General features: G+C 70.3%; 13 protein-coding genes, 1 tRNA gene and 1 pseudogene. 13 read left to right on the top strand and 2 right to left on the bottom strand.

The window, feature by feature from the left end; genetic code table 11:
• Positions 1–55: 55 nt before the first annotated feature.
• The 3 genes from meaB (at position 56) to JF886_RS14440 (ending at position 3,112) form a co-directional block, all read left to right on the top strand.
• The gene (gene meaB, locus JF886_RS14450; RefSeq protein WP_337313657.1) at positions 56–997 is read left to right on the top strand and encodes a methylmalonyl Co-A mutase-associated GTPase MeaB; all 942 of its coding nucleotides are present in this window, start codon (positions 56–58) and stop codon (positions 995–997) included.
• Entirely contained in the window at positions 997–2,619 is a 1,623-nt protein-coding gene (locus JF886_RS14445) for an acyl-CoA mutase large subunit family protein (RefSeq protein ID WP_337313655.1), read from the top strand. The genes meaB and JF886_RS14445 overlap by 1 nt, the downstream gene beginning before the upstream one ends.
• Before the next feature lie 91 nt (positions 2,620–2,710).
• Positions 2,711–3,112, top strand: a complete 402-nt coding sequence (locus JF886_RS14440; RefSeq protein WP_337313653.1) for a nuclear transport factor 2 family protein — start codon at positions 2,711–2,713, stop codon at positions 3,110–3,112.
• Positions 3,113–3,157: 45 nt separating this feature from the next.
• On the opposite strand, the gene JF886_RS14435 is transcribed toward JF886_RS14440, so the two are convergent.
• Positions 3,158–3,376, bottom strand: a complete 219-nt coding sequence (locus JF886_RS14435; protein WP_337313652.1) for a DUF2905 domain-containing protein — start codon at positions 3,374–3,376, stop codon at positions 3,158–3,160.
• Positions 3,377–3,547: 171 nt separating this feature from the next.
• Between JF886_RS14435 and pyrB the strand changes: the two genes are divergently transcribed.
• The 8 genes and pseudogenes from pyrB to JF886_RS14400 all read left to right on the top strand — a co-directional run bounded on the left by pyrB (position 3,548) and on the right by JF886_RS14400 (position 13,638).
• Positions 3,548–4,468: an aspartate carbamoyltransferase gene (pyrB, locus tag JF886_RS14430; RefSeq protein ID WP_337313747.1), complete on the top strand. Its 921-nt coding sequence runs from the start codon at positions 3,548–3,550 to the stop codon at positions 4,466–4,468.
• Entirely contained in the window at positions 4,465–5,037 is a 573-nt protein-coding gene (gene pyrR / locus JF886_RS14425) for a bifunctional pyr operon transcriptional regulator/uracil phosphoribosyltransferase PyrR (protein WP_337313650.1), read from the top strand. Before pyrB ends, pyrR begins: the two co-directional genes overlap by 4 nt.
• Positions 5,034–6,383, top strand: a complete 1,350-nt coding sequence (locus tag JF886_RS14420) for a dihydroorotase (RefSeq protein ID WP_337313648.1) — start codon at positions 5,034–5,036, stop codon at positions 6,381–6,383. Before pyrR ends, JF886_RS14420 begins: the two co-directional genes overlap by 4 nt.
• Positions 6,376–7,515 (top strand): annotated as a pseudogene (carA, locus tag JF886_RS16965) (glutamine-hydrolyzing carbamoyl-phosphate synthase small subunit); the annotation flags it as partial. The gene JF886_RS14420 and the pseudogene carA, both read left to right, overlap by 8 nt.
• A 78-nt stretch (positions 7,516–7,593) precedes the next feature.
• Positions 7,594–10,872, top strand: a complete 3,279-nt coding sequence (gene carB, locus JF886_RS14415) for a carbamoyl-phosphate synthase large subunit (RefSeq protein WP_502711440.1) — start codon at positions 7,594–7,596, stop codon at positions 10,870–10,872.
• On the top strand, positions 10,869–11,714 hold the full coding sequence (locus JF886_RS14410; RefSeq protein WP_337313644.1) for a dihydroorotate dehydrogenase electron transfer subunit: 846 nt from the start codon (positions 10,869–10,871) through the stop codon (positions 11,712–11,714). The genes carB and JF886_RS14410 overlap by 4 nt, the downstream gene beginning before the upstream one ends.
• Positions 11,711–12,667 (top strand): dihydroorotate dehydrogenase, encoded by a 957-nt coding sequence (locus JF886_RS14405; RefSeq protein WP_337313642.1) that lies wholly within the window; start codon positions 11,711–11,713, stop codon positions 12,665–12,667. The genes JF886_RS14410 and JF886_RS14405 overlap by 4 nt, the downstream gene beginning before the upstream one ends.
• 26 nt (positions 12,668–12,693) lie before the next feature.
• A complete protein-coding gene (locus JF886_RS14400; RefSeq protein ID WP_337313640.1) occupies positions 12,694–13,638 on the top strand; it encodes a hypothetical protein in 945 nt (314 codons plus the stop codon).
• A gap of 7 nt (positions 13,639–13,645) precedes the next feature.
• On the opposite strand, the gene JF886_RS14395 is transcribed toward JF886_RS14400, so the two are convergent.
• Positions 13,646–13,716, bottom strand: a tRNA-Lys gene (locus tag JF886_RS14395).
• Between the two features lie 52 nt (positions 13,717–13,768).
• On the opposite strand from JF886_RS14395, the gene JF886_RS14390 reads away from it, so the two are divergent.
• Entirely contained in the window at positions 13,769–14,473 is a 705-nt protein-coding gene (locus JF886_RS14390; protein ID WP_337313638.1) for a lysophospholipid acyltransferase family protein, read from the top strand.
• A gap of 37 nt (positions 14,474–14,510) precedes the next feature.
• Positions 14,511–15,224 (top strand): hypothetical protein, encoded by a 714-nt coding sequence (locus tag JF886_RS14385; protein WP_337313636.1) that lies wholly within the window; start codon positions 14,511–14,513, stop codon positions 15,222–15,224.
• The last annotated feature ends 162 nt before the right edge of the window (positions 15,225–15,386 follow it).

The raw sequence follows: 15,386 nt of genomic DNA, 5'->3' as shown, positions 1-15,386 counted from the left end.
TCGCCTCGACGCTCCCGATCGGCGTGCCCGGACCCCGCGGCTACACTCGGCCCGCATGGACATCGCCACCCGGCTTCTCGAGGGCGACGTGCGCGCCCTGGCCCGGGCCATACGGCTGGTGGAGGATCGCGATCCCGCCGCCGAGGAGGTGATCCGGGGAGTGCGCGGCCGCGCCGGCGCCGCCCACGTGGTCGGCGTCACTGGCCCTCCCGGGAGCGGCAAGAGCACCGTCTGCGACCAGCTGATCACCCGCTGGCGCAAGGCCGGGCATCGCGTCGGGGTGATCGCCGTCGACCCGTCCAGCCCCTTCAGCGGCGGCGCCATCCTCGGCGACCGGGTGCGCATGCAGCGCCACACCGGCGACGACGGCGTGTACATCCGCAGCATGGCCGCCCGGGGGCATCTCGGGGGGCTGGCCAGCGCCGCCCGCGAGGCGATCCGTCTCATCGACGCCAGCGGACGCGACCGCTGCCTGCTCGAGACGGTCGGAGTGGGCCAGAGCGAGCTCGAGGTGATGCAGACGGTGGACACAACCGTTGTGGTGACCACGCCGGTGTCCGGTGACAGCGTGCAGATCCTCAAGGCGGGCATCCTCGAGATCGCCGACATCTTCGTGGTCAACAAGGCCGATGTGCCCGGCGCGGACAAGGTGGCCCGCGAGCTGCGCGACCTGGTCCGTCAGACCAAGGGGACGAGCGACTGGAAGCCGCCCGTGGTGCAGACCAGCGCCACCAGCGGCGCCGGAGTCGATGAGCTGCTCGATGCCATCGAACGGCACCACGTGGCCATCGCCGCAAGCGGCGAGCTGGAGCGCCGCCGTCGCGAGCGCCTTCAGGCAGAGATCGAGGCGATCGTCGTCGAACGCGCCGCCGACCGAGCGCGACGGGAGCTCGAAGAGGGCACAATGGGTTCCGAGCTGAGCGGCGATCTCCGCGGCGTCGACCCCTACGCCATCGCCGACCGCATCCTCAACGCCAACACAGGCGGAGCCCATTGATGGCACAGACAATCCAGCCCCGGCGGCTGGCGCCGGCGGTCCCCGAGGACACGCTGGGAGGCCTCTCCCTGGAGCCCAGCTACGGGCCCGACGACGTTGCCGACCTCGACGTCGAGCGCGACCTCGGCGTGCCGGGCGAGTTTCCCTACACGCGCGGCATCCACGATTCGATGTACCGCGGCAAGCTCTGGACGATGCGCCAGTTCGCCGGCTTCGGCAGCGCCGCCGACACCAACGAGCGCTACCGCTTCCTTCTCGACCACGGCCAGACCGGCCTCTCTGTCGCCTTCGACATGCCCACGCTGATGGGCCACGACAGTGACGCGCCCCAGTCGCTCGGCGAGGTGGGCCGCTGCGGCGTCGCCATCGACTCCGTCGAAGATATGCGCACCCTCTTTGACGGCATCGACCTCGGTCGTGTGACCACCTCGATGACCATCAACTCGCCGGCGCCGATCGTGTTCGCGCAGTACCTCGTCGTCGCCGAGGAGCAGGGAGTTCCCATCGAGCGTCTCGGCGGCACCCTCCAGAACGACATCCTCAAGGAGTACATCGCCCAGAAGGAGTTCATCTTCCCGGTCCAGCCGTCGATGCGTCTGGTCACCGACGTGGTCACATTCTGTGCCGAGAAGGTGCCGCGCTGGCACCCCATCTCGGTCAGCGGTTATCACATCCGCGAGGCGGGCAGCACCGCCGCGCAGGAGTTGGCTTTCACTCTGGCCGACGGGTTCGCCTACGTGGAATCGGCGATCGCCGCGGGACTCGACGTCGACGACTTTGCGCCGAGGCTCAGCTTCTTCTTCAACAGCCACATTGACTTCTTCGAGGAGATCGCCAAGTACCGCGCCGCCCGGCGAATCTGGGCGCGGCGCCTGCGGGAGCGGTACGGAGCCTCCAACCCGAAGAGCCTGCAGCTGAAGTTCCACACGCAGACCGCCGGGTGCTCGCTCACCGCCCAGCAGATCGAGAACAACATCGCGCGCACCGCGTTCGAGGCGATGGCCGCGGTCCTCGGGGGCACCCAATCGCTGCACACCAACTCGATGGACGAGGTGCTGGCGCTGCCCACAGAAAAGGCGGCGCAGATCGCCCTGCGCACCCAGCAGATCCTCGCCTATGAGACGGGCGTCCCCTCGGTGGCCGACCCGCTCGCCGGCAGCTGGTTCATCGAGGACCTCACCAACAGGATGGAGGCGGCGGTGGAGGAGTACTTCACGGCGATCGAGGAGCGCGGAGGCATCCTCAGCGCCATCGCCGAAGGGTACCCGCAGCGCGAGATCGCCGAAGCGGCGTTCCACTACCAGTCCCAGCTCGACTCCGGCGAGCGGGTCATCGTCGGGGTCAACGCGTTCACCGAGGTCGCCGGCGGTCAATCACCCGAGGTGCTGGTCATCGACGTCGAGGTTGAACGTGAGCAGGCCGAACGGCTGGCGCAGCTTCGCGAGGGCCGGGACAACACCAGCGTGGCGACGCGGCTGGACGCGCTCAAGGAGGTCGCTGCCGGTACGGAGAACACGATGCCGGCGATCATCGACGCGGTCCGCGCGCGCGCCACCGAGGGGGAGATCGTCGCCGCGCTCCGCGAGGTCTTCGGCGTCTACCACGAGACCCCTGTTTTCTGACGGCGGCGAGGTCATCAAGGTGGCCGCCGGGCCGCGGTATGCTGCGTGCCCCGCGCTCGGCTGAAGAGCGCTAACGACCGGAGGTCGGCGCATGCCTGACACCGCAACCGCCAATGCAGAGGCGCTTCGCAGGGGATACGAAGCCTTCCAGACAGGCAACCTCGACATGCTCCGCGATGAGCTTTTCGACAAGGACATCGTCTGGCACAACCAAGGCAAGAATCCGCTGGCGGGCGACCACCGCGGCCCGGAGGCGGTGATCGCCACCTTCGTCAAGCAGTTCGAGCTGACCAACGGCACCTTCAAGGTCGAGCTGCACGACATCCTCGCCAGCGACGACCACGCCGTGGCCCTGGCCCGGGCGAGCGGCGAGCGCAACGGCAAGTCCCTCGACCAGCCGTATGCCCATGTCTGCCACTTCCGCGACGGCAAGCTCACCGAGGCGTGGATCCTCAACCTCGACCAGTACGAGTCGGACGCGTTTCTCTCCTGAGCCAGCGTGTCAGCCCATCGGCTGCACGCCGGTGGGCTCGAGGGCTCAGCGTCGGAAGACGATGTTGAGCACGATGGTGAGCACCACGCTCAGCGCGATGCAGCTCGCGATGGGGAAGAAGAAGCTCGTGTTCTGGCCCTGGACGGAGATGTCTCCGGGGAGACGTCCGAAGGGCAGACGGCCGCCGAGGGCGAGGAAGCCGCCCACGATCGCCACCGCGATCCCGACCACGAGCAGGAGGCGGCCGAGCGCGCTCACATCCATGGGGCCAGCCTAGCGCAGCCCGCCCGGCGCCACGGCCACCGTCGCCGCTGCGCTACAGTGCCGTGGACGAATCCACTTCAAGCAGGTCCCGTGAGGCCGGCAAGGGATGCGCATCGTCGTCTGCTGACGGCGCGCCTTCCGCGCGGGCTGCGGTCCCGGAGGGTTGACGTGATGGCGGTTCGAGCGGGGACGCTGGACCACGTCATCAGTGCCGCCCAGTTCGATCGCCCTCTGCTCGATGCGCTCTTCGCGCGCGCCACCGCGTTGGAGGGAACGCGCGGCCACAGCCTCACCGGCCGGATCATGGCGACGCTGTTCTACGAGCCCAGCACGCGGACCAGGCTGAGCTTCGAGTCGGCGATGCTCCGGCTGGACGGCTCCGTCCTGGGCACCGAGGCCGCCCACGTCTTCTCCAGCGCGATGAAAGGCGAGACCCTCGAGGACACCATCCGCATGGTGTGCGCCTACGCCGACGTCATCGTGCTCCGTCACGATCGCGAGGGAGCCGCCGCGCAGGCGGCCGTGGTGGCCACCGTGCCGGTCATCAACGCCGGCGACGGACCGGGGGAGCACCCTACCCAGTCATTGCTCGACCTCTTCACCATCGAGCGGGAGCTCGGCCGCATCGGGGGGCTGCACGTGGCCATCTGCGGCGACCTGCGGTTCGGCCGCACAGCGCGCTCGCTGGCCCGGCTGCTCGCGCTCTACGACGGGGTCCGGATCAGCTTCGTGGCGCCGGACGTGGTCCAGGTGGGGCCGGACATCCGCGCCCTCCTTGATGACCGTCACGTTCCTTACCAGCTCAGCCCCCGCCTCGACGACGTCATCGGGAGCGCCGACGTCGTGTACCAGACGCGGGTGCAGAAGGAGCGCTTCACCGACCCGGCAGAGTTCGAAAGGGCGCGCGGTGCGATACGAATCGACGCGGCCACCATGCAGCGGCTGCCGGCCACCTCGGTGGTCATGCATCCGCTGCCGCGCGTCGACGAGATCGACCCCGAGGTGGATTCGGATCCGCGCGCCGCCTATTTCCGTCAGGCCGCCAACGGTGTCGCTCTGCGCATGGCTCTCCTCGAGCTGCTGCTGGCATGAACGGCGCACTTCAGTCGCTCGAGGGGCGACCGCGACTGCTCGACGAGATGGCCGTGGCGCGAGCGGTGATGAGGCTCGCGCACGAGATCGCCGAGCGGCACGACGGCGAGCCGATCGTCCTCGCCGGCATCCGCACCCGTGGCGTCCCGCTCGCGGGACGGATCGGGCGTGCCCTGGCGGCTCTCGGCAGTCCCGCGCCCGACCTGGCGGCGCTCGCCCTCCAGGACTATCGCGACGATCGGCCCCGGCCCGCGCGCCCACGCCCCGGCGCGCTCAGCGCCGTCGACGGCACCGAGCCGCCCCGCATCGACGGCCGCGTGGTGGTACTCGTCGACGACGTGCTGTTCACAGGGCGCACTTTGCGGGCCGCGCTCGACGCGCTCATCGACGAGGGCCGTCCGGCCACCGTCGAGCTGCTCGTGCTCATCGACCGGGGCCACCGCGAGCTGCCGATGCGCGCCACCTACGTCGGCAAGAATGTTCCCACCGCGCCGAGCGAGCGCGTGGCGGTGCGGCTGCGCGAGGTCGACGGTGTCGACGGCGCTTGGATGATGGAGGCAGAACGATGAACTGCATCCTCCGCGGTGTGCGCGTCATCGATCCCTCGAACGGGATCGACCTGACCGGCCAGGACGTGTGGCTGAGCGAGGGGCGGATCATCGCGATGTATCGCAGCATCGACGAGGGCACGGTGCCGGTCATCGACCTGACTCGGGCGCCGGGCCAGGCGCCATGCATCCTCGCGCCCGGCTTCACCGACCTGCATGTCCACCTGCGCGAGCCGGGCGACGAGCCCGCAGAGACGGTGCAGACCGGCGCCCGGGCAGCGGCAGCCGGAGGGTTCACGCGCATCGTGGCGATGGCCAACACCGATCCGCCGGTGGACACGCCGGAGCGGATCGCTGAAGCGCGCGCGCGCGCCACTGGGGCGCCCATCGAGGTGATGGTGGTGGCCGCCGCGACCCGTGGGCTTGATGGCGCAGAGATCGTCGACGTGCCGCGGTGCGCCGCGGCCGGTGCGGTCGCCTTCAGCGACGACGGACGCAACGCCGCCCCGATCCCGGTGCTGACCGAGCTGCTGCGCCGCGCCGCCGACGTGTCGCGAACCGTTCTCGTCCACCCCGAGGACGAAGCGATGATCGCCGCGCGCAACCACGGCGGCGGTCCGGTCACGCGCGCCGTCGACCGGCCCGAGGACGCGGAGACGTCGGCGGTGCGCGCGGCGCTCGAGGCGTTGCGGACGGCCGGGCGCGGCCGCCTCCACCTGCAGCACCTCTCCACCGCCGCCTCGGTCGAGCTTGTGCGCCAGGCCCGCTCCGACGGCCTCGCGGTCACCGCCGAGGCGACGCCCCACCACCTGGCGATGTGGCTGCCTGCGGCGGAGGTCCCCGATCCCCCGGCGCTGCTCAAGGTCAACCCGCCACTGCGAGCCGAACGCGATCGCGACGCGCTGATCCAGGGGCTTCGCGAAGGAGTCATCGACGCCGTGGCCACCGATCACGCACCGCATCGCGCCGACCAGAAGCGCGGTGACCCTGCCACGACGGCACCCGGCATGATCGGGCTGGAGACCGCGCTGGCGGCGTGCATCACCCTCGGTGGGATGCACGGTGACTGGATCCCGGTGCTTCTGGAGCGTCTCACCACGGGGCCGCACCGCATTCTCGGCGACGCCGTGACAGGACGCCCCCCGCGACTGCGCGTCGGTGAGGCTGCGACGTGCGTGCTCTTCGATCCCGCGGCTGAATGGACGGTCGGAGACTCGGCGGGATTCTCTTTGTCACAGAACACGCCGCTGCGCGGCACCCGTCTGCGCGGCCGGGTGATGCTCACCATCAGGGACGGCGGCATCGTCCACCACGACGACAGACTTCTGCCCTGGCCGGCGCAGCTGGTGGAGGCTGCCGGTGCCTGAGCCGATCGCGGGCAGGCTGGCGCTCGACTCGGGCGCGGTGTTCGACGGCTGGCTGTTCGGTGCCGATGTGGCGGCGAGCAACGGTGAGGTCGTGTTCAACACCTGCATGGCCGGCTACCAGGAGGTAATCACTGACCCCTCGTACGCCGGACAGGTGGTGGTCATGACCCATCCGCTGATGGGCAACTACGGCTGCCGCGATGACACCGCGGAGTCCTACCGCGTCCACTGCCGCGCGCTGGTGGTGCGCGAGCTGTCCCTCGACGCGGGACACGCGCGCGCTGAGCGCACGCTGCACGAGGAGCTGCGTCGCTGGAACGTCCCCGGCCTGCGGGGTGTCGACACCCGCGCGCTGACGCGCCATCTGCGCGACCATGGCACTCTGCGCGGGGTGATCGCGGCGTCGGCGGCGATGAGCGCCACCGAGCAGGTCGAGGCGGCACGCCGGGCGCCGACCGTCACCGACCAGGACCTGGTCGCCGCGGTCGCGCACGATCAGCCGGTCATCGACTGGGGCGAGCGACTCGACGCCACGCTGGAGCGCGTCGTCGAGCTTGCCGGGACACGCGACCTCTTCAGCGAGGTACGCATCGTGGTTGTCGACATGGGCGTGAAGTACAACCAGCTGCGCGCCCTGCGCAGCCGCGGCGCCACGGTCATCGTTGTCCGCCACGACGCTGGCATCGACGGCGTTCTCGCCCAGCGGCCGGACGGGGTGCTGCTCTCCAACGGCCCGGGCGACCCGGTGCGTCTCGATGGCCCTGTGGCGCTGACGCGCGCTCTGCTGGAGCTGCGGATCCCGCTGCTCGGCATCTGCCTCGGTCACCAGGTTCTCGGCCGGGCCATCGGCGCGACCACCTCGCGGCTGCCTTTCGGGCACCACGGCGGCAACCATCCCGTCGGCGACCGCGAGCGCGGTACGGTTCGGGTCACCTCACACAACCACGAGTTCCAGGTGGATGCCGACAGCATCCCGCCCGACAGCGGCTGGTACGTCAGCGAGCGCAACCTCAACGACCAGAGCGTCGAGGGACTGCGCCATCGCGAGCTGCCGGCGTTCAGTGTGCAGTACCACCCCGAGGGTGCGCCGGGCCCGCAGGACCGCGCTGAGGTGTTCGACGAGTTCCTTCGCATGTGCCAAACCCCTGCAAGGACCGGCGAGGGCGACGGGCGGCAGGCCGGCTCGCTCAGACAGTCTGCTTCGGCGTCCGTGGCGTCCGGTGCCAAACCACAGTGCGTGCTTGTGATCGGTAGTGGGCCCGTCGTCATCGGGCAGGCTGCCGAGTTTGATTACGCTGGGACGCAGGCGTGCAAGGCTCTGCGCGAAGAGGGAATTCGCGTGGTGCTGGTCAACAGCAACCCAGCGACGATCATGACTGACGACGACGTTGCCGACGCCGTGTACGTCGAGCCGCTGACCGTTGGGGTTCTCGAGCGGATCATCGCTGCGGAGCGTCCCGATGGTTTGCTGGCCACGCTTGGCGGCCAGACCGCTCTCAACCTTGCCGTCGAGCTGTCCGATGCGGGCGTCATCGAGCGGTACGGCCTGCGCGTCCTCGGCACCTCCCTCCAGTCGATTCGCACCGCGGAGGACCGTGGTCTCTTCAAGGCGCTGCTCGACCGCATCGGTGAGCCCGTGCCGGTGTCGCTCACGGTGTCGTCGCTGTCGGAGGCGCGGGCCTTCGCTGCCGAGGTGGGGCTGCCACTGGTGGTGAGACCGGCGTTCACGCTCGGTGGCACGGGCGGGGGGTTTTGCGAGACCGATGAGACGCTGGCCGAGCGCGTCGGCGCGGGGTTGGCTGCGTCCCCGATCAGCCAGGTGCTCATCGAGCGCTCTCTGGCAGGGTGGCGCGAGCTCGAGTACGAGGTGATGCGCGATGCATCCGGGACCTGTATCACCGTCTGCAACATGGAAAACCTCGACCCGATGGGGGTGCACACCGGTGACTCCATCGTGGTCGCGCCGGCACAGACCCTGACCGACCGCGAGCATCAACAACTGCGCAGCGCGGCGCTGCGGATCATCTCGGCGCTCGACATCGAGGGTGGCTGCAACGTCCAGTTCGCCATGCACCCGGAGAGCCACCAGTACTTCGTGATCGAGGTGAACCCGCGGGTGTCGCGGAGCTCGGCGCTGGCGTCCAAGGCGACGGGGTACCCGATCGCGCGGGTGGCCGCCAAGATCGCGGCCGGGCGCCGTCTCGACGAGATTCCCAACGCGGTCACCGGGCGCACCTGCGCGGCCTTCGAACCGGCTCTCGACTACTGCGTGGTGAAGATCCCGCGCTGGCCCTTCGACAAGTTCCCCGACGCCGACCGCCGGCTGGGTACGCAGATGAAGTCGACCGGTGAGGTGATGGCCATCGAGCGCAGCTTCGAGGCCGCTTTCAACAAGGCGATCCGATCCCTCGAGCAGCGCCGGCCGGATCCCGCGTCAGTCCGCGATCACGTGCTCGTCGAGAGTGCCAACGACCAACGCGCCTTCGCGGTCATGGAGGCGCTGCGCGGGGGCGCAACGGTGAGCGAGGTGTCGCGCCGATCCACGATCGCGCCGTGGTTCGTGCAGAGGTTGCACACCATCGTGGAGTGCGAGGAGCGGATCCGCTGGGGCGATCCCTCCACCGAGCTGCTCGCCGAGGCCAAGCACCTCGGCATCGGTGACGCGCGGATCGGCGAGCTGCGCGGCGAGGAACCAGTGGACGTCCGTGCGCGCCGCGAAGCGCTCGGCCTGCGTCCCGCGTACAAGTGCGTTGACACGTGCGCGGCGGAGTTCGAGGCGCAAACGCCGTACTACTACTCGACCTACGAGATGGAGGACGAGGGACAGGACGCCGTCGCCAACGCCGATTGCGTCGTCGTTCTCGGCAGCGGGCCGATTCGCATCGGCCAGGGCATCGAGTTCGACTACTGCAGCGTCCAGGCAGCGCAGGCCTTGCGCGACGCCGGGCTCGAGGCGGTGATGATCAACAGCAACCCCGAGACGGTCAGCACCGACTTCGATTGCAGCGACCGGCTGTACTTCGAGCCGCTCGACGCAGAGTCGGCGCTATCGGTGATCGCCGCCGAACGGCCGCGCGGAGTTGTGGTGCAGTTTGGGGGCCAGACCGCGGTCAACCTCGCGCGGCCGCTCCACGCCGCCGGGGTGACCATCCTGGGCAGTGACGTCGACACCATCGACGCCGCCGAGGATCGGCGCACCTTCGAGGCGCTGATGCGCTCGCTGGGCATCCCGCAGCCGAGCGGGGCCGCGACCACGGATCTCGCAGAGGCGATCGAGATCGGCGACCGTATCGGTTATCCGGTGCTGGTGCGGCCCTCCTACGTGCTCGGCGGGCGCGCCATGGAGGTCGTGCACAGTCGCGACGCACTCGAGCGCTACCTGGTCGCGGCCATGGCGGTGCTGCCCGAGGACGGCTCCCAGCGGCGGGGCACGGTGCTGGTTGACAAGTACCTGTTCGGCACCGAGGTCGACGTCGACGCCATCTGCGATGGCGAGACCGTGGTGGTGCCGGGACTGATGGAGCACATCGAGCGTGCCGGCGTGCACAGCGGCGACTCGATGGCCGCGTACCCGGCGCCGAGACTCGACCCGGCGGTGCGCGACCAGATCGTCGCCGACACCGTGCGCATCGCCATCGCCCTACGTGTGCGCGGCCTCTGCAACATCCAGTTCGTGGTCTACCGCGGCCGCGCCCACGTCATCGAGGTCAACCCACGCGCGTCGCGCACCGTGCCGTTCCTGAGCAAGGTCAGCGGAGTGCCGATGGTCGAGCTGGCGGTGCGGGTCATGGGTGGGCAGACGCTTGCCGGCCTCGGTTGGAGCACCGGCCTGGTTGCGCCGCGCCCGCTGGTCGCTGTCAAGGCGCCGGTTTTCTCCACGGTCAAGCTCACCGACGTCGACACCGTCCTCGGGCCGGAGATGAAGTCGACAGGAGAGGTCATGGGCATCGACGTCGACCTCGGTGCCGCGCTCGAGAAGGCCTTCCTCGCCGCCCTCGGCTCGGTGCCGACGTCAGGTGGAGTGCTGTGCAGCATCGCCGACCCCGACAAGGCCGAGGCGCTGCCGATCCTGGCGCAGCTCAGCGCGCTCGGCTTCACGCTGTACGCGACAGGTGGCACGGTGAGCATGCTCGCGCACGCAGGGATCAGCGCCGTCGCCGTCGGCAAGCTCGGCCACGGACGTCCCAATGTCATCGACGTGATCGACGAGGGGAAGGTGCAGCTGGTCATCAACACCGTCTCGCACCTGGCCACCGACGAGCTGGACTACTCCGCCGACGGTGCGGCGTCGGTCGCTGCGGCCGGACGCACGGTGAAGGACGGCTATCGCATCCGGCTTGCCGCCGAGCAGCGCCGCATCCCCTGCTGCACCTCCCTGGACACCGCGGCAGCCCTGGTCGACGCCATGATCCGGCAGCAGGCCGGCGAGTGGTTCGCCATCGGCCCGGTACGGGCGTATCGCGAGGGCGCCGTCGGGGCGATGCCGTGAGCCGTTCGTTGCGCGAGGTGCGCGACGAGCATGGCGAGGTCGTCGCCGTCGAGGTCCTCGGTGGTGGCATGGTCGAGGTGAGCGCGCGGTTGCCGCACCTCGCCGCCACGGCGCTCCCCGGCCAGTTCGCGCAGCTGCGCTGCGGCGATGGCTTCAGCCCGCTGTTGCGCCGGCCGTTCAGCGTCGCGTGGAGCGAGGCTGACGTGGTCGCGTTCATCCTCGCACCGGTAGGGGCAGGCACTCGCATCCTCGCCTCGCTCCGGCCCGGCGACCCACTCACCGCCCTGGGTCCTCTCGGCGTCGGTTTCACGGTGGACACGGGTGCGCCGCGATCGCTGTGCCTGTCCGGTGGACTCGGCTGCGCCCCCTTTCCGCTCCTGGTCCGCGCCCTGCGAGGCCACGGTCAGCAGGTCACGGTGGTGAGCGGTGCGGCCAGCGCGGACCTTCTTTACCCACCGGATCGTTTCGCCCGCGGCGACCCCGATGTCGATGTCGTCGAGCTGACGGTCGATGGCAGCCGGGGCATGCGGGGCGTGGTGACCGCGGGCATCCCCGATGACCTCGACGCTGCCACCGCCGTGTACGCGTGCGGACCCAACCCGATGCTCGCCGCGCTGTCGCGCACACTCGCCGGTGGCAGGACGCCTCCGCGTATTGTCGAGGTGTCGTTGGAGGCCCCGATGGGCTGCGGCTTCGGGACCTGCCTTGGCTGCGCGCTGCCCGTCCACCGCGGGGACGGCGCGTCGCAGTGGGCGCTCTGCTGTAGCGACGGACCGGTCATGTCGATCCGCCTGGTGGCCTGGGACGAGCTCATGCGTCTTCCCCCGGCGCACGTCGCATGACCGATGCGAGCACCGAGATGAGTGTCGACATGGGCGTCGACCTCGGCCGCGGGCTGCGCCTGGCCAACCCGGTGGGCCTGGCCAGCGGCACCGCCGGCTTCGGCTTCGAGCTCGCCGAGCTCATCGACCTCGATCGTGTCGGTGCCCTCTACACGAAGGGGACGACCAGGCTCGCCCGCGCCGGCAACGCACCTCCGCGCGTCGCCGAGACCGCGGGCGGGATGCTCAACAGCATCGGGCTGCAGAACCCCGGCGTCGAGCATGTCGCGCATGAGTACGCACCGCGGTTTGCACAGTGGACGTGCGCGGTGGTCGTCAACGTCGCCGGCGCCAGCGTCGCCGAGTACGTCGACTGCGTGCGCATCCTCGATGCCGCACCCGGTGTCGACGGCTACGAGCTGAACATCTCCTGCCCCAACATCACGCACGGCCTCGACCTCGGTCGCGACCCGCAGGAGGCTGCGCGCGTCACGGCCGCGGTCCGCGCGGTCACCGGACGGTGCGTGATCGTGAAGCTGAGCCCCAACGTCACCGACATCGCAGCGGTCGCCGTCGCTGTCGAGTCCGCCGGCGCGGACGCGGTCTCGGCGGTCAACACCTTCGTGGGGATGAAGATCCACCGTCACCTGCGCCGGCCGGTGCTGCCGCGGTCCGGGACGGGTGGTCTGAGCGGCCCGGCCATCAAGCCGCTGGCGCTGGCCGCGGTGGCCGCCGTGCGCCAGGTGGTCAGGATCCCGGTGATCGGCGTCGGGGGGATCAGCGACGCGGGCGACGCCGTCGACTTCCTGGTGGCCGGAGCAGACGCCGTCCAGGTGGGCACGGCGACGTTCGCCGATCCCGTTGCCGCGGTGCACATTGTCGACGGTCTGCGCGAGTACCTGGCCGACGCCGGCGTCTCTGGCCCGCGCGAGCTTCGCTGGCTCCCGGAACGGGATGCCGAAAGGCAACCGTAAGGGTTGACCCTGCAGGATATTCAGCCATGACCGACGTCCGACCAGACAGATTCGACCTGGCTCCGGGACCGCCCGGGCCCGGCGCGCTGGCCCCGCCGCTGCCGCCGCCACCACCCCCATCGGGCTTGCCGGGACGGCCCAGGCGCTCCCTCCCTGCTGCAGCCGCGGTGGCCGGCGCGCTGATCGCCGGCGTGGCCGTGGGTGTGCCCCTGGGCCTGCTGACCCGCGGCACCCACGCCACCCCGTCGAGCACGGCGACCCTGGCCCCGTCACCCTCGAGCGCTGCCGTGACCCACGCCACCGCGCTGTACGAACAGGCGCTCAGCGCCGCCAACAGCTCCACCGGTTTCCATTACGTGGCGGTATCGAAGGGCAGCAACGGCAACCAGACCATCACGGGCGACGCCGGCCAGGACGGCGGCAACCAGCTGATCACCATGGACTCCACGTACGGTCCCGAGAAGTTCACCCTGCTGCTGATGAACGGCACGGTGTACTTCCAGGGCAACGGTCCGGCTCTCCAGGATCAGCTCGGTGTGCCGGCGGCAAGCGCCCCCGGCCTGGCGGACAGATGGGTTTCTGTCTCGAGCGGTGACGCTCCCTACGGAGTTGTCGCGCCGGGAATCACGGTCGGGGACCAGGTCCAGGAGGCAGGGCTGACGCCCTCGTCGATCAAGCAGCTCGGCGGTGGCGCCAGGAGGATCGCGGGGGCGGTGCCGGCGCAGCAGGGAGCGACCGGTTCTGCGCACCTCGACATCGCCGCCGGCTCCAACCTTCCCGTCTCATATGTCGCCACGGTGACCGACACCGGAACAACCACCACGAGCACGACCACATTCAGCAGATGGGGAATGACGCCGGCGGTGACCCCCCCCGCGGGTGCAGTCGCCTGGTCGACGCTCGGCGCGTCGCAGCCGCCCGGCGGGTACGGGAGCGGCGGCCACTCGGCGTCGCAAACGCCGGCGGCGTAGCTGACGCTGCCCCCTGGAGGAGTCGAACCTCCATCAACCGGTTAAAAGCCGGCTGCTCTGCCGTTGAGCTAAAGGGGCTGGGCCGGATTGTAGGTGGCGCACCGTCCCGCCTCTCCTGCACCATTGCTCAATGGCCAGTCCCGTGAAGGGTTTTCCCGAGAAGTTCCCGGTCCGTGACGACGATCGCCGTCCGTGGCGCTACCGGATCGCGGCGTTGCTGTCGCGGCTCTACCTACGGCTGCTGTCGCGACGTCGTCTGCGGATCGTCGGGGAGGCCAACATCCCTCGTAACGGTCCCCTCCTGGTGGCAAGCAATCACACCAGCAACCTCGACCCGATGATCCTCGGAGGTTATTTCCCGCGCACGCTGTTCGCCATGGCCAAGCGTGAGCTGTACTTTGCTCGCCCGGTCGCATGGTTTCTCGCGGGCTGCAACTGCATCCCGGTCGACCGCGGCGGGGCTGATCGCCGCGCGGTGACGCGCGCGCTCGATGTGCTGCGTCGTCGCGGACGACTGCTCATCTTCGTGGAGGGCACGCGCTCCCGCGACGGCACCATGCACCGCGCCGAGGCGGGAGTGGGGTTCCTGGCGCGGCGCGGGGGCGCAACCGTGCTCCCCGTCGCGGTCAGCGGCGTTGACGAGGACGGTGCTCGGCGGGTCGGACTGTGGCGGCGCCCGGAGATCGTGGTCCGCTACGGCGTTCCCTTCGAGCTCGACCTCACCGGACGCCGCGACGACCCGGCCATTGCCGACGAGATCGCGGCGCGCGTCGCGGAGCTGCTTCCTCCGTCGCGTCGGGGGGTGTACCCGGCCACAGGTCCGCCCGATCGCTGACCGCTCGGCTCAGCGCCGCCCCGACCGACCCTGGGGCTTGCGCACCGGCCTGGCCGGCCTCTTGGCGCTGGGCTTGGCCGGCTTTGGTGCCGGCCTTGTGGTCCCGGTCGGAGTGGCCGCCGGTCGGGTTGGCTTGCGAACTGGAGCGCTGCGAGCGGACGTCGGCTTCCTGACCGCTCCCTTCTTCGGAGCTTGTTTCGCCCTGGCAATCGGCTTCACGCTCGCCTTCGACTTCGACTGCGATTTCGATGTCGGTTTCCCTCTTGCGATCGGCTTCGGCTTCGACCTTGGCGCTGCCCTGCTCCGTTTTGCCGGCGCAGACGGTCGTCGGGGGCCACCGCTGGGCTTCTTCGGCGCGGGTCGCGTGATCGCCCGGGAGCTCTTGGCGGCCGGCTTGGCCGGGCGGGAGGGTCCCCGGGCGGGCGCCGCCTGTCGCTTCGCCACCGGTCGCGCGCTGCGCTGCGGCTTGGCCGATCGCTTTTGCGCCGGCTTGGCTCGACCCCGGACGGAGGTCGACTTCGCGGCCGATCGCACCGTAGCGGAGCTGCGTCCCACGCCCTTGGCGGGGGATCTTGCAGAGGTCCGCGACGCTGCCTTCGCCGCCGGCTTGGCCACCTTGCGCGCCGGTGTCGCGAGCCGGGCCGCCGTCGTTGCCGCGCTCCGAGCCGGCTTGGCGACCGGGCTGACCGCCTTCGTCGCTGGCTTCTTGGCCGCCGGCTGGGTCGCGGCCGGCTTCGCCTGCCGGCTGTGAGGCGCGGCGGCGCTGCCGGTCTTGGCGGCTGTCGCCACCGGTTTGGTAGCGGCTTTGGGCGCTGGCGACGGGGTCGCTGCCTTCGCCTTTGGCGCGGCGGCCGGGGCCGCGGCGGGACGGGAAGGCGCCGCCTTGGTGGTGCCGCTTCGGGCGGCACTGGCG

Source organism: Candidatus Aeolococcus gillhamiae (assembly GCF_016464765.1).
In the GTDB taxonomy this organism is placed as follows: domain Bacteria; phylum Chloroflexota; class Dormibacteria; order Aeolococcales; family Aeolococcaceae; genus Aeolococcus; species Aeolococcus gillhamiae.
This window is presented reverse-complemented; position numbering and strand designations above follow the sequence as displayed.